At 72.8% G+C, this 20,138-nt stretch carries 16 protein-coding genes; 10 read left to right on the top strand and 6 right to left on the bottom strand.

Annotation, left to right across the window (positions count from 1 at the left end; translation table 11 throughout):
- The first annotated feature begins 140 nt into the window (after positions 1 to 140).
- A complete protein-coding gene (locus JYK04_RS35740) occupies positions 141 to 1,685 on the top strand; it encodes an immunity 49 family protein (protein WP_229875996.1) in 1,545 nt (514 codons plus the stop codon).
- Positions 1,686 to 1,713: 28 nt separating this feature from the next.
- Here JYK04_RS35740 and JYK04_RS35735 read toward each other — a convergent pair whose 3' ends face one another.
- Positions 1,714 to 2,547, bottom strand: coding sequence for a TIGR02452 family protein (locus JYK04_RS35735; protein ID WP_189741530.1), 834 nt, complete (start codon positions 2,545 to 2,547; stop codon positions 1,714 to 1,716).
- Between the two features lie 107 nt (positions 2,548 to 2,654).
- Between JYK04_RS35735 and egtA the strand changes: the two genes are divergently transcribed.
- From egtA to egtD, 4 genes are read left to right on the top strand one after another with little or no spacing between them, the layout of a single operon-like run.
- A complete protein-coding gene (egtA, locus tag JYK04_RS35730) occupies positions 2,655 to 3,968 on the top strand; it encodes an ergothioneine biosynthesis glutamate--cysteine ligase EgtA (protein ID WP_189741532.1) in 1,314 nt (437 codons plus the stop codon).
- Positions 3,965 to 5,293, top strand: coding sequence for an ergothioneine biosynthesis protein EgtB (gene egtB, locus JYK04_RS35725; RefSeq protein WP_189741535.1), 1,329 nt, complete (start codon positions 3,965 to 3,967; stop codon positions 5,291 to 5,293). The genes egtA and egtB overlap by 4 nt, the downstream gene beginning before the upstream one ends.
- Positions 5,293 to 6,051 carry an ergothioneine biosynthesis protein EgtC gene (gene egtC / locus JYK04_RS35720; protein ID WP_189741538.1) on the top strand — a complete coding sequence of 253 codons (759 nt, stop codon included), beginning with the start codon at positions 5,293 to 5,295 and terminating at the stop codon, positions 6,049 to 6,051. Before egtB ends, egtC begins: the two co-directional genes overlap by 1 nt.
- Positions 6,048 to 7,022 (top strand): L-histidine N(alpha)-methyltransferase, encoded by a 975-nt coding sequence (gene egtD / locus JYK04_RS35715; protein WP_189741541.1) that lies wholly within the window; start codon positions 6,048 to 6,050, stop codon positions 7,020 to 7,022. The genes egtC and egtD overlap by 4 nt, the downstream gene beginning before the upstream one ends.
- On the opposite strand, the gene JYK04_RS35710 is transcribed toward egtD, so the two are convergent.
- The 3 genes from JYK04_RS35710 to JYK04_RS35700 form a co-directional block, all read right to left on the bottom strand.
- Complete coding sequence (locus tag JYK04_RS35710; RefSeq protein ID WP_189741543.1) at positions 6,905 to 7,855, bottom strand: lysophospholipid acyltransferase family protein; 951 nt, start codon at positions 7,853 to 7,855, stop codon at positions 6,905 to 6,907. The genes egtD and JYK04_RS35710 overlap by 118 nt on opposite strands.
- Positions 7,852 to 8,703: a GNAT family N-acetyltransferase gene (locus JYK04_RS35705; RefSeq protein WP_189741546.1), complete on the bottom strand. Its 852-nt coding sequence runs from the start codon at positions 8,701 to 8,703 to the stop codon at positions 7,852 to 7,854. The genes JYK04_RS35710 and JYK04_RS35705 overlap by 4 nt, the downstream gene beginning before the upstream one ends.
- A 166-nt stretch (positions 8,704 to 8,869) precedes the next feature.
- Positions 8,870 to 10,126: an extracellular solute-binding protein gene (locus tag JYK04_RS35700; RefSeq protein WP_189742072.1), complete on the bottom strand. Its 1,257-nt coding sequence runs from the start codon at positions 10,124 to 10,126 to the stop codon at positions 8,870 to 8,872.
- 170 nt (positions 10,127 to 10,296) lie between these two features.
- Here JYK04_RS35700 and JYK04_RS35695 point away from each other — a divergent pair, with 170 nt between their 5' ends.
- On the top strand, positions 10,297 to 10,512 hold the full coding sequence (locus JYK04_RS35695) for a dodecin (RefSeq protein WP_030663252.1): 216 nt from the start codon (positions 10,297 to 10,299) through the stop codon (positions 10,510 to 10,512).
- A gap of 60 nt (positions 10,513 to 10,572) precedes the next feature.
- Here JYK04_RS35695 and JYK04_RS35690 read toward each other — a convergent pair whose 3' ends face one another.
- Positions 10,573 to 11,064, bottom strand: coding sequence for a phosphatase domain-containing protein (locus tag JYK04_RS35690; RefSeq protein ID WP_189741549.1), 492 nt, complete (start codon positions 11,062 to 11,064; stop codon positions 10,573 to 10,575).
- A 60-nt stretch (positions 11,065 to 11,124) separates the two neighbouring features.
- Here JYK04_RS35690 and JYK04_RS35685 point away from each other — a divergent pair, with 60 nt between their 5' ends.
- Genes JYK04_RS35685 through JYK04_RS35670 form a run of 4 tightly spaced genes read left to right on the top strand, consistent with a single transcriptional unit; the run spans position 11,125 to position 19,410 of the window.
- Complete coding sequence (locus JYK04_RS35685; RefSeq protein WP_229875998.1) at positions 11,125 to 12,129, top strand: LLM class flavin-dependent oxidoreductase; 1,005 nt, start codon at positions 11,125 to 11,127, stop codon at positions 12,127 to 12,129.
- 30 nt (positions 12,130 to 12,159) lie between these two features.
- Positions 12,160 to 16,170, top strand: a complete 4,011-nt coding sequence (locus tag JYK04_RS35680) for an NACHT and WD repeat domain-containing protein (protein ID WP_189741556.1) — start codon at positions 12,160 to 12,162, stop codon at positions 16,168 to 16,170.
- A complete protein-coding gene (locus JYK04_RS35675) occupies positions 16,167 to 16,970 on the top strand; it encodes a hypothetical protein (protein ID WP_189741559.1) in 804 nt (267 codons plus the stop codon). Before JYK04_RS35680 ends, JYK04_RS35675 begins: the two co-directional genes overlap by 4 nt.
- 34 nt (positions 16,971 to 17,004) lie before the next feature.
- Positions 17,005 to 19,410: an excinuclease ABC subunit UvrA gene (locus tag JYK04_RS35670; protein WP_189741561.1), complete on the top strand. Its 2,406-nt coding sequence runs from the start codon at positions 17,005 to 17,007 to the stop codon at positions 19,408 to 19,410.
- Positions 19,411 to 19,424: 14 nt separating this feature from the next.
- Here the strand turns inward: JYK04_RS35670 and JYK04_RS35665 are convergent, their stop codons facing one another.
- On the bottom strand, positions 19,425 to 20,078 hold the full coding sequence (locus JYK04_RS35665; RefSeq protein ID WP_229876001.1) for a hypothetical protein: 654 nt from the start codon (positions 20,076 to 20,078) through the stop codon (positions 19,425 to 19,427).
- Positions 20,079 to 20,138: the final 60 nt, after the last annotated feature.

The following is a 20,138-nucleotide window of genomic DNA, read 5'->3' as shown; positions in this document are numbered from 1 at the left end:
TCGCGGTGGGGCCCGCGGCCACCGTCCGGGACCGGCCCCGGCCTCCCGTGTCCCTGGCCCCGACCGTCCCGGTGATCTCCTAAGGTGAGCCCCGTAGGCGGACACAGGGAGTAGCGGGCATGCGAATAGAACGACACAGGGTGAGCGAGACGGCCCTGGCTGCGGTGCGCGAGGACTTCGCGAACAAGATGATCTCGGACGTGTACTCCAGGTCCCGGGCCGGTCGGATCGACGCTTACGACTGGTGGGACATCACGTTGCGGTTCCTCGACGGCCTCGGCGCGTTCTCCGCGGTGACCCCCGACCTCGACACCCCGGAGGCGAAGGCGATCCTGAGCGACGCGGCCGAAGCGGCCGTCGGCACCGTGTCGTTCGCCGCCTACTACCCGAAGGCGTTCTTCCACGTCTTCCTCAACTACGTCAACCTCGGACTCGACTACGAAGCCGACCCGGAGGGCACTCCGCAGCCGGTCACGGCCGTCCGCTGGATCGACGCGTTCTGTGTCGCCATCCTCGCCGACAAGACCGAACGGCACGGCGAGGCCTTCCACTTCGCCCGCCTGGCGCCGCAGCGGGCCGGCGGGCCGGGGCTCCCGCCGGTGGAGCTGATCAACGGCTTGCTGGCGTACGTCAGCGGGGACATCGGGGTCGAGTACCAGAAGGTCCCGCCCTCCCAGCAGGAGAGGCTCGCCGCGCTGGATGCCGCGCTCGCCCGGATCGCCGACCGGCACGCCCGGGCCGGTGCCGGGGCCGGGGCGGTCGACCCCGCCACCGGCGCGCTGCGCGCCCTGCGCGCGCTGGCCGCCCGGGACCGGGAGGCCTTCGGCGCCGAGCTGGCCGCACTGCTGCTCCCCTACTCCCGTCTGGACGATCCCCGGGCCGAGCCGCGCACCCTGCTGCCCCTGCTGCCCCTGGCGCTGGCCGCGCTCGGCTACCGCCGCGAGGGCTGGCGGCCGCCCGTCGAGACGGGGTACCTGCCGTGGGCGCTGGTCACCGGCTTCGAGACGCCGCCGCCGCGCGTGGGCCCGTACGGACGCGAACGGCGGGCGGACTCCGTCGCGGCGCTGGCCGCGGGCCCGCTGGTCGTCGAGCGCCCCGAGATGCCGGATGCCGCGGGGCACGCCGACTACCTCGTGCGCGAGCTGTACGAGGCCGTCCGTACGGGGGGCGCGTCCGAGGACTCCGCCCGCCCGGACCGCCCTCTCGGCCCCGGGTACTGGTACGAGGCCGTGAAGCACGCCCTGATCACCGGCAGCCGCGCGGAGCTCGCCCCGCTCGTCCTCAGCGGTCCCACCGCCCTGGAGGAAGACCGTTCCGCGTACGCCTCGTACCGGCAGGCCCTGCACGACTACTTGCGGGGCGAGGACCCGGAGCCCGCCACGGACCGGGCCGTCGCCGATGTCGAGCGGTCTCGGGAGTGGGGCATCCTCCCGGCGCCGGCCGTGCTCTTCTCCCAGCTGGTGGAGGGCGACGAGGAGAGCTTCAACCTGGCCCTGGCCGATGCCCTGGAGGCCCACCGCGACTACCACTCCGTGGGCGACCGGCTCTTCGGTGCCGGAGCCGACGCCGCGGTCGACTTCGACATCCTGGCGCTGGCCTGCCACGCGCGCCGCCGGGGCTGGCGGATCCGCGTCTCCTCGCCCTACCTGCCGGAGATCCTGCTGGGAGCGGCGCAGCCGTTCTGAGCACCGCCGACCGGGCCGACCGGGCCCCTCAGGCCGGGAAGGCCCGCTCGAAGGCCTCGCGGGTGGTGGGGTCGCGGTCGAGGATGCCGAACACGACCTGCTCGAAGACCCCGGCGAACCGGTCCGCGAGCAGTCCCCGGAAGGCCTCGGCCACCTGGGCCGGGTCGTTGCGGAACACCCCGCAGCCCCACGCGCCCAGCACCAGCCGCCGGTACCCGTGCAGCGCCGCCACTTCCAGTACGAGCTCCGCGCGCCGCGCCAGCGCCGCCGGGATCTCGGCGGCGCGCTCGGGCTCCTGCCGCCGGATGGTGCCCGCGTTCGGCGCCGGGGAGGTGAGGAAGCCGACCCGGAACGGGGTCTCCAGCAGGTCGCCCCGGTCGTCACGGAAGACCGGGACCCCGGGCGAGTGAATCACCCGGTCGGTGTAGAAGGTGCTCCGCTCCGCGCGGTGGACCTCGTAGTACTCCGGGGCTTCCAGCAGGGTCTCGTACAGGGCCGAGGCGCGGCACAGCGCCTCCTCCTGCGCCTTGGCCCCGCGGACGTAACCACCCCCGGGGTTACGGGCCGAGGCGAAGTTCAGTACCGCGACGGGGGCCGGCTCCGGCTGGGCCGGGGTGGCGGTCGCGAGCCTGCGGGCGGCGACGGTGCTGCTCTCTCCGGTGACCTCGACCACGGTCGCGCGGCCGCCGGAAGGGATCTCCTCATCTGGAATGACCCGGTTTGGTCCATATATCCTGGTTCCGGCCTTGGCGTCCGCCAAGGCGGCGGCCAGCGGAACATGCCGTCCCGACCGCGTCCGGTACCCCCCGGCCGCCAGGATCTCCGCGTTCTCCCGCGCGATCTCGCGCAATCTGCTGCTCACGCCGCCATCCTCCGCAACACGATTCCCGGCGGCAAAGGGTTTTGTGCCCCGAGGAGGGGTAGGCACGGGTGATGTCACGACCGACGACAGGAGACGAGGACCCGGACATGTCCCAGGACCCATCCGCTTCCCCACCCGCGCCCGGCCCGACCCCCGTACCCTCGATCAGTGAGAAGCAGGCCGAGGACCTGATCCACGGCATCTGTTTCAAGACCGGCCCGCCCCGCCTCATCGGCGCCGAGCTCGAATGGCTGGTCCTGGACGCCGAGCGTCCCGAGCAGCCCCTGCCCCCCGAGCGGCTACGGGCCGCCCACGCCGCGGCCCGCGCACTGCCCCTGCACTCCCGGGTGACCGTCGAGCCGGGCGGCCAGCTCGAGCTCAGCTCGGCCCCCTCCACCTCCCTCAGCGGCTGCGTGGACGACCTGCAGGCCGATCTCACCGCCGTCCGCGCCGCCCTGCTGACCCAGGGCCTGGTCCTGCGCGGCCTCGGCCGCGACCCCCGCCGCCCGTACCGCCGGCTGCTGAACAGCCCGCGCTACGACGCCATGGAGTCCTACTTCGACCGCACCGGCCCGGCCGGGCGCGCCATGATGTGCGCCTCCGCCTCCGTGCAGGTCTGCGTGGACGCCGGGTACCAGGAGCCGGGCGTGCTCGGCCACGGCCGGCGCTGGCGGCTGGCGCACCTGCTGGGTGCGGTCCTGGTGGCCGCCTTCGCCAACTCCCCCGCGCACGACGGTCCGTACGCCGGCTGGCGCTGTGCCCGGCAGGGGATCTGGAGCGACCTGGACACCCGGCGCGCGCTCGCCCCGCCCCTGGACGCGGAACCTCGCGCCGCGTGGACCCGGCAGGCCCTGGACACCGAGGTGATGTGCGTCCGGTCCTACGAGGACGACGGACCGTGGGAGACCCCGCCCGGCACGACCTTCCGCGACTGGCTGCGCACGGGCGGGCACCCCGCGCTGCGGCCGCCCACCGCCGAGGACCTGGACTACCACCTGACCACGCTCTTCCCGCCGGTCCGGCCGCGCGGCCACCTGGAGCTGCGGATGATCGACGCGCAGTCCGGCGACGACGGCTGGCTGGTCCCGGTGGCCGTCGTGCACGCGCTGTTCGACGATCCGGAGGCCACCGAGACCGCGTACCGGGTGGCCAAGGGACTGGCCGACTCCTACGGCGGCCACCCGGCACCCCGCAATCCGCTCTGGCGGTCGGCCGCCCGGCACGGCCTGGCCGACCCGGAGCTGCGGGCGTCCGCGAAGGCCTGTTTCCGGGCCGCCGCCGAAGCCCTGCCCCGGCTCGGCGCGAGCACGCACGTCCGGGACACGGTCGGTGCCTTCACCGAACGCTACGTACTGCGCGGCCGATGTCCGGCCGACGACGCATCCACCCAGGTGCTCACCGGAAAAGAGGTCCGCCGATGACCACCGGATCGCCCTCCGCCGCCGCCCCGGACTCGGACTCCCGCCTGCGGGAGCGGGCGGCCGCCGCCCTGACCGCGGCACGCATACGCACGGCCGGCCTCACCGACGCCGTGACCGACGAGGATCTCACCGCCCAGCACTCCCCGCTCATGTCGCCGCTGGTCTGGGACCTGGCGCACATCGGGAACCAGGAAGAGCTCTGGCTGCTCCAGCGCGTCGCCGGACGCGAGTCGATGCGCCCCGAGATCGAGCCCCTCTACGACGCCTTCCAGCACCCCCGCGCCGAGCGGCCCAAGCTGCCGCTGCTCGGGCCCGCGGAGGCCCGCCGGTACGCGGCCGAGGTGCGCGGCCGGGTCTTCGACCTGCTGGAGCGGACGCCGCTGGAGGGCAGCACGCTGCTCGACGACGGTTTCGCCTTCGGGATGATCGCCCAGCACGAACAGCAGCACGACGAGACCATGCTGATCACCCATCAGCTCCGGCGGGGCGCACCCCTGCTGACCGCCCCGGAGCCGGACGGCCCCTTCGATCCGCCGCCCGCCGTCGAAGTCCTCGTCCCCGGGGGCCCGTTCACGATGGGCACCTCCGCCGAACCGTGGTCGCTGGACAACGAACGCCCCGCGCACGTCCGGGACACCGCGCCCTTCTGGATCGACACGGTCCCCGTGACCAACGCCGCGTACCTGGCGTTCATCGCCGACGGCGGCTACCGCGATCCGCGCTGGTGGGCGGCGGCGGGCTGGGAGCAGATCCGCGAACACTCCATCGAGGCCCCGCTGTTCTGGCACCGGGAGGCCGGCCAGTGGCTGCGCCGCCGCTTCGGGGTGGTCGAGCCGGTGCCGGACGAAGAACCGGTTCTGCACGTCAGCTGGTACGAGGCGGACGCCTACGCCCGCTGGGCGGGGCGGCGGCTGCCCACGGAGACGGAGTGGGAGAAGGCCGCACGGCACGACCCGGCGACCGGCCGCTCCACCCGCTACCCGTGGGGCGACGCCGATCCGACCCCCGCACACGCCAACCTCGGGCAGCGGCACCTGCGCCCGGCCCGCGCGGGCAGCTACCCGGCCGGGGCCTCCCCGCTCGGGGTGCGCCAGCTGATCGGCGACGTGTGGGAGTGGACCGCCTCCGACTTCCTGCCGTACCCGGGCTTCCGGGCCTTCCCGTACCGGGAGTACTCGGAGGTGTTCTTCGGCCCGGAGCACAAGGTGCTGCGCGGCGGCTCCTTCGCCGTGGACCCGGTGGCCTGCCGGGGCACCTTCCGCAACTGGGACCTTCCGGTGCGGCGGCAGATCTTCTCCGGCTTCCGGACCGCGAGGGACATCTGATGTGCCGTCATGTGGCCTGCCTCGGCCCGGTGGTGGCGCTCGGGGAACTGCTGATCGAGCCGGCGCACTCGCTGGTGCGCCAGTCCTGGGAGCCGCGCCGCCAGGTGTCCGGGACGGTCAACGCCGACGGCTTCGGCATCGGCTGGTACGCGGAAGGGGACCCGGTGCCCGCCCGCTACCGGCGGTCCGGGCCGATCTGGGGCGACCTGACCTTCGCCGATCTCGCCCGGGTGGTCCGCAGCGGGGCCGTGCTGGCCGCCGTACGGGACGCCACGGACCCCGGGGCCGACGGGGAGGCGGCGGCCGCGCCGTTCGCGGACGGGCCGTGGCTGTTCAGCCACAACGGCTCGGTGCGGAACTGGCCGGACTCCGCCGCCCCGCTCGCGGCCGGGCTGCCGCCCGCGGAACTGCTGCGGCTGGCCGCGCGCACGGACTCGGCGCTGGTCTGGGCGCTGGTCCTGCACCGGCTGCGGGCCGGGGACGACCTGGGCACGGCGCTCGCCGAGCCGGTCCGGGAGCTGGCCTCGGCGGCTCCCGGCTCCCGGCTGAACCTGCTGCTCACGGACGGCGTCACGATCGCCGCGACGGCCTGGGGCGATTCGCTCTGGTACCTGGCCGACGCGGAGCGGCGGCGCACCGTGGTGGCCTCCGAGCCGTACGACGACGACACCCGGTGGCGCGAAGTGCCCGACCGGACCCTCCTGACCGCCACCCGCACCAGGGTCGAACTGACCCCGCTCAAGGAGAACTCCCTGTGAACGACTTCCAGTTGACCCGGACACTCGACGAGCACGCCGCGGAGTCGGCACTGCGTACGGATGTGCTGCACGGGCTGACGCACACGCCGAAGGTGCTGCCGCCCAAGTGGTTCTACGACGCGCGGGGCAGCGAGCTCTTCGAGGAGATCACCCGGTTGCCGGAGTACTACCCGACGCGCGCGGAACGGGAGATCCTGCTGGAGCGGGCGCGGGAGATCGCCATCGAGAGCGGCGCCCGCACCCTGGTGGAGCTGGGCTCCGGGTCCTCGGAGAAGACCCGGCACCTCATCGAGGCGATGCCCGCGCTGGACACGTACGTGCCGGTGGACGTGAGCGAGAGCGCGTTGCGGGGGGCGGCCGAGACGCTGCTGGCGGAGCATCCGGGGCTGCGGGTGCACGCCCTGCTGGCCGATTTCACGCGTGCGCTGCAACTGCCGGACTCCCCCGGGCCCCGGCTGGTGGTGTTCCTGGGCGGCACGATCGGGAATCTGCTGCCTCCGGAGCGGGCGGTGTTCCTGGCGTCCGTACGGGCGATGCTCTCGCCCGGGGACGCGCTGCTGATGGGGACGGACCTGGTGAAGGACGAGGCCGTCCTGGTGTCGGCCTACGACGACGCGCGGGGGGTGACGGCCGAGTTCAACAAGAACGTGCTGGCGGTCGTCAACCGGGAGCTGGGGGCCGACTTCCACACGGCCGACTTCGCGCACGTGGCGGTGTGGAACGAGGAGCAGGAGTGGATCGAGATGCGGCTGCGGGCCCGGTCGGAACTGGTGGTGAAGATCCGGGCGCTGGATCTGGTGGTGCCGTTCGCGGCGGGTGAGGAGATCCTGACGGAGGTCTCCGCGAAGTTCCGTCAGGAGGGTGTGCGCAAGGAGCTGGCGGCGGCCGGACTCGAACTGACCCAGTGGTGGACGGACGCGGCGGGCCGGTTCGCGCTGTCCCTGTCGGTCGCCGACGGCGTGGCCGGCTGAGCGGGGATGCCCGGTAGCGGGTCCGGGGCGGGGGTCGCGGTCCACGCCCCGACGACGGCCCGCTGAGCCGCTGCCGCGAGGTCCCGCCGGTGCGCGTACCGGCCCGGCGGGATCCGCGGCAGCAGCGTGACCTCGGCCCGCACTCCGCGGGCCCGGGCGATCCGCCACAGCGAGGCGGTCAGCGGATCGTCCCCGACGAAGGCGGGTGCCCCGGCCGTGTTCCCGTCGCGGCACAGGTAGGTGAGCCGCAGCGGCTGTACGGGGACCCGCGCGTCCAGGGCCGCCTGGAAGGCGGCCCGGCGGAAGGTGCCCTGGGCCCGCCCGCACCATGTGGAGCCCTCGGGGAAGACCGTGACCCGGTCCCCGGCCAGCAGCGCCCCGGTGAGGTTCCCGACGGTGGCGGGCAGGGCGCGGATCCGGTCGCGCTCGATGAACAGGGTGCCGGCCTGTCCGGCGAGGCGGCCGAGCACCGGCCAGGCCCGGATGTCGCTCTTGGCCAGCATCCGGCAGGGCAGCGCGGCGGCCACCAGCGGGATGTCCAGCCAGGAGATGTGGTTGGCGACCAGCAGCCGGCCGCCGCCCGGACCCGGGCTGCCGTGCACGGTGATCCGTATGCCGAAGGCCCGTACGAGCGCGGCCGACCAGGCTCGTACCACCGTGTGCCGGGGGCCGGCCGGCAGCAGCCGGACCGGCGGGGCGCCCATGATCCCCAGCAGGATCAGGGCGACGGCGGCGGTGAGTCTGAGCACCGCCCGGGGAACGCTCGCGGTGTCCCCCTCGTGCCCGGCGCAGGCCTCGGGGGTGCAGGGCGAGGTGGGCAGCCAGACGCTCATGCGCCCGGGACGAGCGAGCGGAAGTGCTTGAGGTAGCGCGGATTGGTCCGGCGCAGGGAGAGCAGGACGTAGAGGTCGGCGCAGCCGAACTCGGCGTCGAGGGCGGGCTCGCCGCACACCCAGGCGCCGAGGCGGAGGTAGCCGCGCAGCAGCGGGGGCAGTTCCATGCGGTCGGGGAAGGTGATGCCCTCGGGGCTCCAGGGGAGGTGGGGGGTGACCCGGTACTCCTCGGGGGCGAGGCTGCGGGTGAGGGCGGTCTCCCGGGTGGCGGCGGCCAGGACCCCGCCGTCGGCGAGCGGTATCGAGCAGCAGCCGGCGAGCCAGTTGTGCCCGGTGCGGTCCATGTAGTGGGCGAGGCCGGCCCAGATGAGGGCGATGACGGCGCCGTTGCGGTGGTCGGGGTGGACGCAGGAGCGGCCGACCTCGACGAGGTCGGGGCGGATGGGGGCGAGGGCCGAGAGGTCGAATTCCCCCTCGGAGTAGAGGCGGCCGGCGACGGCGGCGCGTTCCGGGGGCAGCAGCCGGTAGGTGCCGACGACCTGCTCGGCCTCCTCGTCGATGACGAGGAGGTGGTCGCAGTACGCGTCGAAGGCGTCGGCGTCGAGGCCGGGCTCGGGCCCGTCCAGGCGGGCGCCGAGCTCGCCGGCGAAGACCTGGTGGCGCAGCCGCTGGGCGGCGCGCACCTCGTCCTCGTCGCGGGCGAGGCGGACGGTGTAGCGCGGTCCGTCGGACGGCGCGCCGGGCGCCGCGACCCGGTCCCTGACGGGGGTGGGGCGGGCGGCGGGCGCCGGTGAGGGGGCCGGCGCCGGGGCGGCGAGGGGGGACGGGGACAGGGGTGCGATCGTCATGGCGGCTCCTGATCCGGGCACGGAGGGCCGGGCCCGCAGGTGCGTGGCCTGGCTCCTTTACTTCTTCCGTGACCGGCTGGATTCGACATGACCGCTCAGCGGCCCTCGGATGTGCGGACGCTGAACTCGGCGGTACCCCCGTCCCGGCGGCGGCCGGGGCATGGGCTCAGCGGTCGGAGCTGAGGACCTTGCCTATCTCCTCGGAGGCGGCCCGGGCGGCCTGCTTGGGGTCCCGGCCGGTGAGCACGGCCGTCATGAAGGGCTTGATCGGGTTCTTCGCCTCGACCTCGGCCCAGCGGGCGGAGGTGGGGGTGGCACGGCCCTGGGCGGCGCCGGGAGCCATGGCGGCCGCGCCCTCGTTGCCCTCGACGGCGCGCGCGAGGGTGGTCTTGTTGGGTACGTAGCTCATCGTGCGGGCGAGTTCGGTCTGCCACTTCTCGCTGACGAGGGCCGTGATCACGTCCACGGCGCCCTTCCGCTGTCCGGTCCGCGCCGGGATGATCAGGTCGGAGCCGCCGGTGAAGACGGCCCCCGCCTTGTCGGAGGTCTTGCCGGGGATCGGGAAGAAGCCGAGCTTGCCCTTCAGGGCGGGGTTGGCCGCCTCGATCTCGGCGGCCTGGCCGGGTGGGGCGATGATCTGGGCGACCTGGCCGCGGGCGAAGACCTGCGACTGCGGGGGCGTCTCCTCGTCGGCGCCCTTGGGGCCGTCGCCGAGGGCCTGGAGCTGCTTGTAGAAGTCCATGCCGGCGAGGGCCTTGTCGTCGTCGAGGGCGCCGACCCACTTGCCGTTGGTCTCGACGGCGAGTTCGCCGCCCTCGTCCCAGATGAAGCCGGCGAGGACGTACCAGTTCTGGCCCGCGAGGTAGATGCCCTGCTGGTCGCCCTTGTCGAGCTTCTGGGTGGCCTGGATCCACTCCTGGCGGTTCTTGGGCGGGGTCTTGATGCCGGCGCCCGCGAAGAGGTCCTTGTGGTAGATGACCACCCGGTTGGCGGCGTACCAGGGGACTCCGTACTGGGCGCCGTTGATGGTTCCCGGGTCGGCGAGGCCCTTGAGCCAGTCCTTGCTGCCCCATTCGCGCAGGCCTTCGAGGGTGAGCTCTTCCAGGCCGCCCTTCTCGATGTACGTGGCGACCTGGGTGTTGCCGACCTCGATGACGTCGGCGCCCTCCTTGCCCGTGCCGTCGAGGACGGCGTTGACCTTGTCGCCGATGCCCGTCCACTCCTGGATCCTGACGTCCAGGTCGACGCCGGGGTGTTCCGTCTCGAACTCCGCGGTGAACCTGCCGATGAAGTCCTCCGAGGCGCTGCCCTTCATCAGCCAGAGCGTGACCTTCTGCGACCCCCCGGCCGTGTCGGCCGACCCGCTGCAGCCCGTCAGGGCGGCAGCGGCTGCGAGGGCGGTGCACACGGCGCGGAAGCGCATCTTCAAGAGGGTCCCCTTCTGGGCTCGATCCCGGATGGCTCGAAATTGGCATAGACCAATAGGCCGGTCAAGGGTCTTTCGCTCGGGACTGTTCGCCCAAAGTTCGCGGACCCGGACTTACTGGGGCACCGTAGAACCAGGCAAAAGCCACCCACTGTCGGGAGACCTCCATGTCCAATCACACGTACCGGGTGACCGAGATCGTCGGCACCTCCCACGAGGGCATCGATCAGGCCATCCGCAACGGGATCGCCCGGGCGGGCCAGACCGTGCGGAACCTGGACTGGTTCGAGGTGGTCCAGGTACGCGGCCACATCGAGAACGGGGAGATCGCCCACTACCAGGTGGGGCTCAAGGTCGGCTTCCGCCTCGAGGGCGAGGACTGAGCCCCGGACCGGCGCCGGCCCCCGCCGCGGCCCCCGGGACCCCGCCGCCGGCTCCCCGGATCAGGTGCGGCCCTCGACCTCCTGGGCCGACTCCAGCTCGGGCGCGTCCGCCGCCCAGTCGGCGAGCACCACCCGGAATCCGGCGGCGCGCGCGGCCTGGCAGACGAGCTCGTCGTCGTCGACGAGCATCCGCACCTCCCGGCCCCGGGAGATCCGCCGCAGCACCTCCAGCTTGGTCGTGCGGGCCGGCCGCCGGTCCTGGTTGCCGCGCATGAACAGCCGCCCCTCGGGCAGGTCGTGCCGGGCGAGCCAGTCGAGCGTGTCCGCGCGGCACCGCTCGGGGCGCCCGGTCAGATACACCACCTCGCAGTCGGCCGCGCTCTCCACGGCCAGCGCGACCCCGCGCGCGAGCGGCGGATCGGCCGGGGCGGCGGCGAAGAAGCCGGCCCAGTCCCGGGGCCGGCGCTCCAGGAAGCACTGGCGATGGCCGGTGTCCGCCAGGGTGTTGTCGAGGTCGAAGACGGCCAGCGGCCGGGTGGTGTGCTCACTCATCCCGCCAGCGTAGGAGAGCCGTACGGGGAATCCTCACGGCCGCCGGGCGTTGAGTCCTGTGTGATCCGAAAACTCTCGATACTCGACCGGTCGCGCACCCGCCAGGGGCACCCGGCCCCGCAGGCCCTGCGCGACACCGTGGCGCTGGCCCGGACGGCCGAGGAGCTCGGCTACCACCGCTTCTGGGTATCGGAGCACCACAGCGTGCCCGGCGTCGCGGGCTCGGCGCCGACGGTGCTGGCCGCCGCCGTCGCCGGAGCGACGCACCGGATCCGGGTCGGCACGGGCGGGGTCATGCTGCCCAACCACCAGCCGATGGTGGTGGCGGAGCAGTTCGGGGTCCTGGAGTCGCTGTTCCCCGGCCGGATCGACATGGGCCTCGGGCGTTCGGTCGGCTTCACGGGCGGCATCCGGCGGGCGCTGGGCCGCGACACCGGCGACGCCGACCGCTTCGAGGAACAGCTGGCCGAACTGCTGGGCTGGCTCGACGGCAGCCAGCGGGCCCACCCCGAGGTGCACGCCCGCCCCGCAGAAGGCCTGCACGTCCCCGCCTACGTCCTGGCCACCGGCGAGGGCGCCGGCATCGCCGCCCGGGCCGGGCTGCCGCTGGTGGTGGGCGACCTGCGGGCACGCGGCCGGGTGGGCGAGATCGCCCGGGCGTACCGCGAGGAGTTCCGGCCCTCGGCGCGGGGCGCGCGGCCGTACGTCGTGGTGTCGGGCACGGTGGCGGTCGCGGCCACCGAGGAGGAGGCCCGCCGCATCCTGGTCCCGGAGGCCTGGGCCCTCGCGCACTCCCGCACCCGCGGCTCCTTCCCGCCGCTGCGCCCGGCGGAGGAGATCGAGGCGCTGGAGATGACGCCGAAGGAGCGCGAACTCTACGAGGGCGCCCTCGCCGGGCACCTCCACGGCACGGAGGACCAGGTGGCGGCGCAGCTGTCGGAGGTGGCGGAGCGGACCGGCGCGGACGAACTGCTGGTCACCACCTCCACCTACGACCGCACGGCGCTGCTGGACTCCTACGCACGCCTGGCCCGGATCGCGGGCCTCCGGGACCCTGCGGTGTGAGGCCCGAGGATCGGGTAGCGTCGGTGAGCCGTGCCGTTCTCGGTGGTGGCGCGGTGTCAACCGATGTGTGCGAGGGGCGTGTTGAGCAGGACGACGGAAGGCCGGGGCACGCCCGGCCTCATGGTGTTGTCGATCGGGGTCGGAAGCTTCGCCGACGGGTCGGAGACGGAGGACCTCGGTTTCGTACGCTCACGCGTCGAGGAAGTACAGGCTGCCTTCCGGCAGTTCGGCGCTGCGGGGGAAACGTCGCTGGACCGGTCGGAAGGCGAGATCGACGCCTTGTTGCGCAAGTGGATCGTCGACGAGCGGGGCGCCACCGATGTCCTCGTCGTCCACCTGATCGGACACGGCCGGGCCGACCGCAGCGGCCGTCTCTCCTTCGTGGCGCACGACGACCGCGAGGTCGACGTCGACCGGTGGATCGAGAAGGCACAGCAGGAGGCCGAACGGGGCGCGGACTGCAAGCGCGTCGTGTTCCTGATCGACACCTGCGGGGCGGGCACCGCGACAGGTCGGCAGCCGATCTCCGAACTCGACGGTGAACGCGGCGTCTGGTCGCTCGGCGCGTCCATCAGCAGCTCGCCGACGGAAAGCGGCCGGTTCAGTGGATGGGTCGTGAAGGCGCTGGACGCGCTGTTCTTCACGGACTTCGCCCTGGACGTCGAGTCCATCGTGTTCACACGGTTCGTCCGGGCTCTGATCGCCGAGGTCAAAGCGGACATCACATGGCGCATGTCCCTCGGCTTCAGCGTGGAGCAGGGCGACGGCGAGTGGCCGTTCCTCCCGAACCCCCTGACGGCCGAACGCACCCCGGAACAGATCCAGTTGCAGCGCCGCTCCCTGGGCTTCGTCCCCGGCGAGGACCTCGGGGACCTGGCCAGCCAGATCGCGGCGGGCAAGGAGATCAGCGACAGTCTCTACTTCATCGACCGCGCGTCCGGGCGCGGCCTCATCTCAGCCGACGACAGGACGGGCTTCTTCTCGGGCCGCACCGCGGAGCTGAAGCGCTACCACGCATGGCTGGCGGGCGACAGTCCACTGCTGACCGTCACGGGCGCGGCCGGCGCCGGGAAGTCGGGGCTGCTGGGCCTCGTCGTGTGCGCGGCGGCCCCGAAGCTGCGACGGGGCGTCAGGGAGCTGTGGGAGTCCGCCGCGTACGATCTCCCGGAAGTCCCCGACATCGTCGCCCTGCACGCACGCCAGCGCTCGGTGCAGCAGGTAATCGACATCATCGTGGAGCAGACGGGACTCGAACCGCCCAAGGACGAGGAGAACCCGGAGGACCCGGACCGCGAAAGGGAAACAGGCGGCGCCGACCCCGTCCTGTGGACCGCCGACCTCCTGCGCAAGGCACTCGCCCAGGAACAGAAGCAGCGCCTCATCGTGGTGGACGCCGTGGACGAGAGCACCGATCCTCACGCGGTCCTGCGACTGATCAGCGGCCTCCTCGCGCCGGAGCGACGGGACGGCACGCTGGCGGAGGCGCCGTGCAGGGTCCTGCTGGGCGGACGGCGCGAGGTGGTGGCGGGGCTGTCCTGCGCCGAAGAGCTCTCGGAGATCGCCGCCGACCGGATCGATCTGGACACGGCGGATCCCGTCGCGCTGGAGGACGACGTACGCCACTACATCGAACGGCTGCTTCGCGCCAGCAAGCCGTACGCCACCGGCACCGCCTCGGAGTTCGTCGACACTCTCGCGAAGCGGGGGGCGAGCGGCATCGTCCGTCACCTGCGACCGGACAGCTTGTGGGGGCCGTTTCTACTCGCCGGCCTGTACGTCCACTACCTGGTGACCCTGAGGTACCCTCCGCAGGACGAGACCGCGGCACGGGCCTACGCCCGGGAGGCATCGGCAGACCTGCCGGACCTGATGGAGGCCGTCCTCCTCGCCCGGCGCGACGAGTTCCCCGCGTTGCGCGCGGTTCTCTCGATCCTCGCCCGGTCGCGCGGAGACGGAATGCCGCTGACGACCTTGCGGCGGTGCCTCAAAGCCATGGATGCCGACGACATCACCGACAGGAAGTTCCTCGACACGCTGCGAGAGGCTTCGCCGTTCCTGCGTACCGGAGTCGACCCGGAGAGCGACGTGGCCCTCTACCGAATCTTCCACCAGGGGCTGGCGGACTACTTGCACGATCACCCCGCGGGTTCGGATCCGGTGGACGCCGCCCAAAGCCTGGACCTGGAACGGAGGCTGCTCTCGGAAATCGTCGGGCCCTTCACGGCGGGTGCCGCCGAGCCATGCGACAACTGGTACTCCGCAGAACCGTACGTACTGCGGCACGCGCTGGGGCACGTCGCCGCGGCCGATGCGGCCGAGTCCGCAGAGTTGCTCCTGACTGACCCCTACTTCCTCATCCGCTTCGACCCTCGGCAGGATCACCGGGCGATCGACATGACGCGGTCCGAGCAAGCCGCAGAATACATTCGGCTCCTGAGTGCCTCGTGGTCCTCGCACGCGCAGATCAGGAAGGCGTCCGACCGCGCGTCGGTGTGCGCCTTCGACGCCCATCGGTTGGATCTTCCAAGGCACCGGAAGCAGTTCGCCCGCATCGTGGGGATGGTCGCCTTCCAGCCGGAAGAGGCGCATTCCCTTCTCTGGGCAGAGGGTGGTCGGGTCGACGCCAGCACCCCCTTCGTCGAACGTGTGAGCTCGGCGGTGCACGATGTGGCCTTCTCGCCGGACGGCAGCCGGCTGATTGCCGCCACGAGTCGGGGCGTGCACCTCGTCGAGACGGATACATGGCGCGCAATCGCGCCTCTGTTCGGAAATTCTCATGCCTCGATCACCGACATCGCCGTCTCACCGGACGGCCGCCTCCTCGCGCTAGGAACGAACGCCTGGACACGGAGCATTCAGTTCTGGGACGTCGAGAAGCGGACTCTGGTGGGAGAGCCCTGGCACCACGTGACCGGAAGGGTCAGCGCCCTCGCGTTCTCCCCCGACGGCCGGCGGCTCGCCGTCGGACGCCACGACCTCGGCGCCTCCGTCTGGGACGTGACCGGGGATCATCCGGTCGAGGATGTGAGCCTGCAACACAGCGAAGGTGTCGAAGACGTGCAGTTCAGCCCCAATGGAGAACTGCTGGCCGTGTGTGGTGCACGCGGGTTGGCCGTCTGGACGACACACGACTGGAACCGCGTGTCCCTCGACACGGAGAAGGGCCGGGCCATCGCCTTCTCACCGGACGGCCGCCTGCTCGCCGCGCTCGGCAGCGAGGGGGTCGGTCTTTGGTCCTGCGAGACGCTCGAATGGATCCGCAGGGTGGGTCGAAAGACCATGGTCGTCGGCGGCCGCCTCTCCTTCTCGTCCGACGGAACGCTACTGGCCATCGGTAGCTGGACCTCGTTGGACGTCGTCGAGGTCTCCTCGGGACGAACGATCAGCCAGCTCAACGACAGAAGCACCTACAACATGTGCGTGGCGTTCCACCCCTCCGATCCGTCGCTGCTGATCAGCGGTGACGGGGAGGGCCGCTTGCGCCTTTGGAGCGGGCTGGGCGAGGGGGCCCAGGCGCCGAAGCTGACGCAGTTCGCCCCGTCCAGTGCCGTCGGCTCGCCCGACGGGCGCCTGCTCGCCGTCCTCAACAGGAACACGGGGCGTCTGGAACTCCGCGACCCGGCAACCGGGAAAACACTCTCGGAGGTGCCCGGGAGAAGCGGCTCCCATTTCCACTTCTCACCCGACAGTCAGCTCCTCATCGCCCCGGGCTACTCTGGATCACTGCAGATCCTCCGCACAGGATCACTTCCCCCTCCGCCCGCCGAGACCCTCCGCATCGGCGGACACCCGCAGGCGCTGCATCGCCTCGCCTTCTCCCCCGACAGCAAATGGTTCGCGCTCGCGGTCGTGGAGCATTCGAAGACCTCGGTGATCAAGATCTGGGAGTCCCACGGCCTGCGCCTTGTCAGGCGCATTCCGTTGCTCGACCAACCGGACAACTTCGGGTTCGCAGGCCCGGGGAGGCTGTTCGTCACCATCAACGGAGCCCTTGCGGTCTACGACTGCGGCGAGGCCGATTCGGAGGAGTCCCCCGCATGACCCGCGTCCTCGGCGTCCACGGCGTCCGCAACTACAAGGCCGCCGACAGCACGCCCCAGCTCGGCAGTAACCGGCTGCGTACCGACTGGCTCGCGGCGATCGGGGAGGCCGTCCCGGGGCTCGATCTGGAGACGGCCTACTACGCCGATCTGCTGCGCAGCGAGAAGCAGAGCGCCGAGCCGGCCGACGAGGAGCTGGCGCTGGTCGAGCAGTGGGCGCGGGTCTGGGGCGTGGACCCGAGCGGGGCGCAGGGCCGGGCCACCGGCTGGCTGCGGTGGATCTGCGGGCAGGTCGCCGAGCGGACCGGGCAGAAACCCGCGGTGGTGGAGAAGAGCGTGAAGCTGTTCTTCCCCGAGGTGACCCGGTACTTCGCCACCGGGCGCGCACCCGTGCGCGAGCGGGTGAAGGCTTCGATGCTCCGGCACCGACCGGATGTCGTCGTCGCGCACTCTCTGGGGAGCGTGGTCGCCTACGAGGCCCTGCACGACCTGGCGGGCGAACTCGACGTACGGCTCCTCCTGACCCTGGGGTCCCCGCTCGCGTTGCCCAACGCCGTCTTCCACCGCCTCGATCCCGGCCCGCTGGAGGGCCGGGGTGTCAGGCCTCCGGGCGTGCAGCGGTGGGTCGACATCGCGGATGTCGGAGACTTCGTCGCTGTTCCGAAGGGTGAGCTGGCCCGGGTGTTCGACGGGGTGGAGGGTCGGCCGGAGATCAGCATCGCTCCCCTGTGGCCGCACAGCGTGCTCGACTATCTGAAGCATCCGGCGGTGGCGGAGGCCATCATGGCCATCACCCGCTGACGCCGCGCGGCCAGCCACGACTAAACTGGGGCGAATGCACCAGTTCACCGATCCTCAGGCCCACCGCGACCCGTACGTACGGGTCCGGGGTGCCCGGGAGCACAATCTGCGCGGCGTCGACGTGGACATCCCGCGCGACGCGCTGACCGTGTTCACCGGGGTCTCCGGCTCCGGGAAGAGCTCGCTCGCCTTCGGCACGCTCTACGCCGAGGCCCAGCGCCGGTACTTCGAGTCCGTGGCCCCGTACGCCCGGCGCCTGATCCACCAGATCGGCGCGCCGAAGGTGGACTCCGTCACCGGGCTGCCGCCGGCCGTCTCGCTGGAGCAGCGCCGCTCCTCCCCCGGCTCGCGCTCCTCGGTCGGCACGGTGACCCTGCTGTCCAACTCCCTGCGGATGCTGTATTCGCGGGCCGGGACCTATCCGCCGGGTGCGGAGCGGCTCGACTCCGACGCCTTCTCGCCCAACACCGCCGCCGGGGCCTGCCCGTCCTGTCACGGGCTCGGCCGGATCCACCGCACCACCGAGGAACTCCTCGTGCCCGACCCGGAGCTGTCGATCCGTCAGGGTGCGATCGCCGCCTGGCCGGGGGCCTGGCAGGGCAAGAACCTGCGGGACGTCCTGGAGACCCTCGGCCACGACGTGGACCGGCCCTGGCGGGAGCTGCCCGCGAAGGACCGCGAGTGGATCCTGTTCACCGACGAACAGCCGGTGGTGACGGTGCACCCGGTGCGGGAGGCCGAGCGGATCCAACGGCCCTACCAGGGAACGTACATGAGCGCCCACCGCTACGTCATGCGGACCTTCGCCGACAGCAAGAGCGCCACCCTGCGGGCCCGCGCCGAGAAGTTCCTCGCCGACTCGCCGTGTCAGGTGTGCGAGGGGCGGCGGCTGCGTCCGGAGGCCCTCGCCGTCACCTTCGCCGGGCGGACCATCGCGGAGCTGGCGGCGCTGGCGCTGACCGACCTGGACGGCGTACTGGCCTCCGCGTCCCTGGACGGGGAGGCGGCGCGGGTGCTCGCCGAGGACCTGCGCTCCCGGATCGGACCCGTCAGAGAGCTGGGGCTGGGGTATCTGAGCCTGGACCGGACCGCGCCGACCCTGTCCGCGGGCGAGCTGCAGCGGCTGCGGCTGGCGACACAGCTGCGGTCGGGGCTGTTCGGGGTCGTGTACGTACTGGACGAGCCGTCGGCGGGGCTGCACCCGGCCGACACCGAGGCGCTGCTCGGCGTACTGGACCGGCTGAAGGAGGCCGGGAACACGGTCTTCGTCGTGGAACACCATCTCGATGTGGTGCGGCACGCGGACTGGCTGGTGGACGTGGGTCCGCTGGCCGGGGAGCACGGCGGGCAGGTGCTCCACAGCGGGCCGCCGCAGGACCTGGCCGGGGTGGCGGGGTCGGCGACGGCCCGGCACCTGTTCGCGGCGCGGGAGCCGGCCGCGGCCCCCCGGCGGGTGCGTAGGGCGACCGGGGCGGTGCGGCTGACTGGGGTGGACCGGCACAACCTGCGGGAGCTGGAGGCGCATTTCCCGCTCGGTGTGTTCACGGCCGTCACCGGGGTGTCGGGGTCGGGCAAGTCCACGCTGGTGGGCCAGGTGCTGGCCCGGGAGGTCGGCGAGCGGCTCGCGGAAGCGGACTTCCCCGTACGACGGCTGGTGGAGGTCGACCAGAAGCCGATCGGCCGGACACCGCGGTCCAACCTGGCCACGTACACCGGGCTGTTCGACGTGGTGCGCAGGCTCTTCACGGCCGCCCCCGAGGCGCGGGCACGCGGCTGGAAGGCGGGCCGGTTCTCCTTCAACGTGCCCGGCGGCCGCTGCGAGACCTGCCAGGGCGAGGGCTTCGTCTCGGTGGAGCTGATGTTCCTGCCCAGTACGTACGCCCCGTGCCCCGAGTGCGCGGGGGCCCGGTACAACGCCGAGACCCTGGAGGTCCGGTACGAGGGCCTGAACATCGCGGAGGTGCTGGGCCTGACGGTGGAGTCGGCGGCCGCCTTCTTCGCCGGCGTCCCGGCGGCGGCGCGCAGCCTGCGGGCGCTGGAGGAGATCGGGCTGGGCTACCTGCGGCTGGGGCAGCCGGCCACCGAGCTGTCCGGCGGCGAGGCGCAGCGGATCAAGCTGGCGACGGAGCTGCAGCGGCTGCGCCGGGACCACACGCTGTACCTGCTGGACGAGCCGACGACCGGGCTGCATCCGGCGGACGTACGGGTGCTGCTGCGGCAGTTGCACGGACTGGTGGACGCCGGGCACTCGGTGGTGGTCGTGGAGCACGACATGGAGGTGGTCGCGGGCGCGGACTGGGTCATCGACCTGGGTCCGGGCGGCGGCACGGCGGGCGGCCGCGTGGTCGCCGCGGGCACCCCGGCGGAGGTGGCCGCCGCGCCGGGCAGCCGTACGGCCCCGTACCTGGCGCGGGCCCTCGGGCCGACCGGAACGAACTGATCCGCCGGTGAGGCTCAGACGTCGCCGGGGAGCAGGTGCTGCGGCAGTTCGCGGAAGGTCCACCGCCCCTGGCGGCGGGTGAACGCCCAGACGAGGTCGTGCCGGTCGGGCCAGGTGGCCGGGGTGCCGGGGACCTGATGGGCGCCGAGGGCCCGGACCAGCCGCGGGATCCCGCTGTGCTCCCAGCAGACGAGTACGGGCATGGGCGCGGCCGACGCGGCCTGTGCGAGGGCGGCTTCGGCGCCGACGGCGAACTCGGTACGGACAGGGGTGCGCAGGGCGGTGGCGAGCGCCGACACCGTCTGCTGGCACCGCGCGGGGGCGGCGGCTGCTTTCCCGCCTGCTGCGAAGAGCGCCGCCGGGCGGGGCAGCGAGGAGCCGGGGGCCGGCGGGAACAGGCGCGGGAGGCGCTCGGCCCGGCGCCAGCCGCGGCCGGCCAGCGAACCGGGGTCGTCCTCGCCCTCCGCGTCCCGGCCGACGCCACCGGCGTACGGCTTCTCCGCGTGCCGGATCACCATGATCAGGGCGTCCTTGGGCCTGGCCGGCGCACCGGGCGCCGGGGTGCGCCAGGCTGCCTCGCCCGAGCACCCGGCCCCGGCCAGCGGGACGAGGGCGGCGGCCAGGACGGCTCGGCGACGCGGTCCGGACCCGGCGGGGGCTTCTGGCATGGCGCCACTGTCCCCCACGGCCCGGACGGCGCCGGGGCGCGGCGCGGTACGGGCCGTTCC

This window comes from Streptomyces nojiriensis (genome assembly GCF_017639205.1).
GTDB lineage: Bacteria > Actinomycetota > Actinomycetes > Streptomycetales > Streptomycetaceae > Streptomyces > Streptomyces nojiriensis.
Note: the sequence above shows the minus strand (reverse complement) of the source record. Positions and strands in the feature narration are given on the sequence as shown.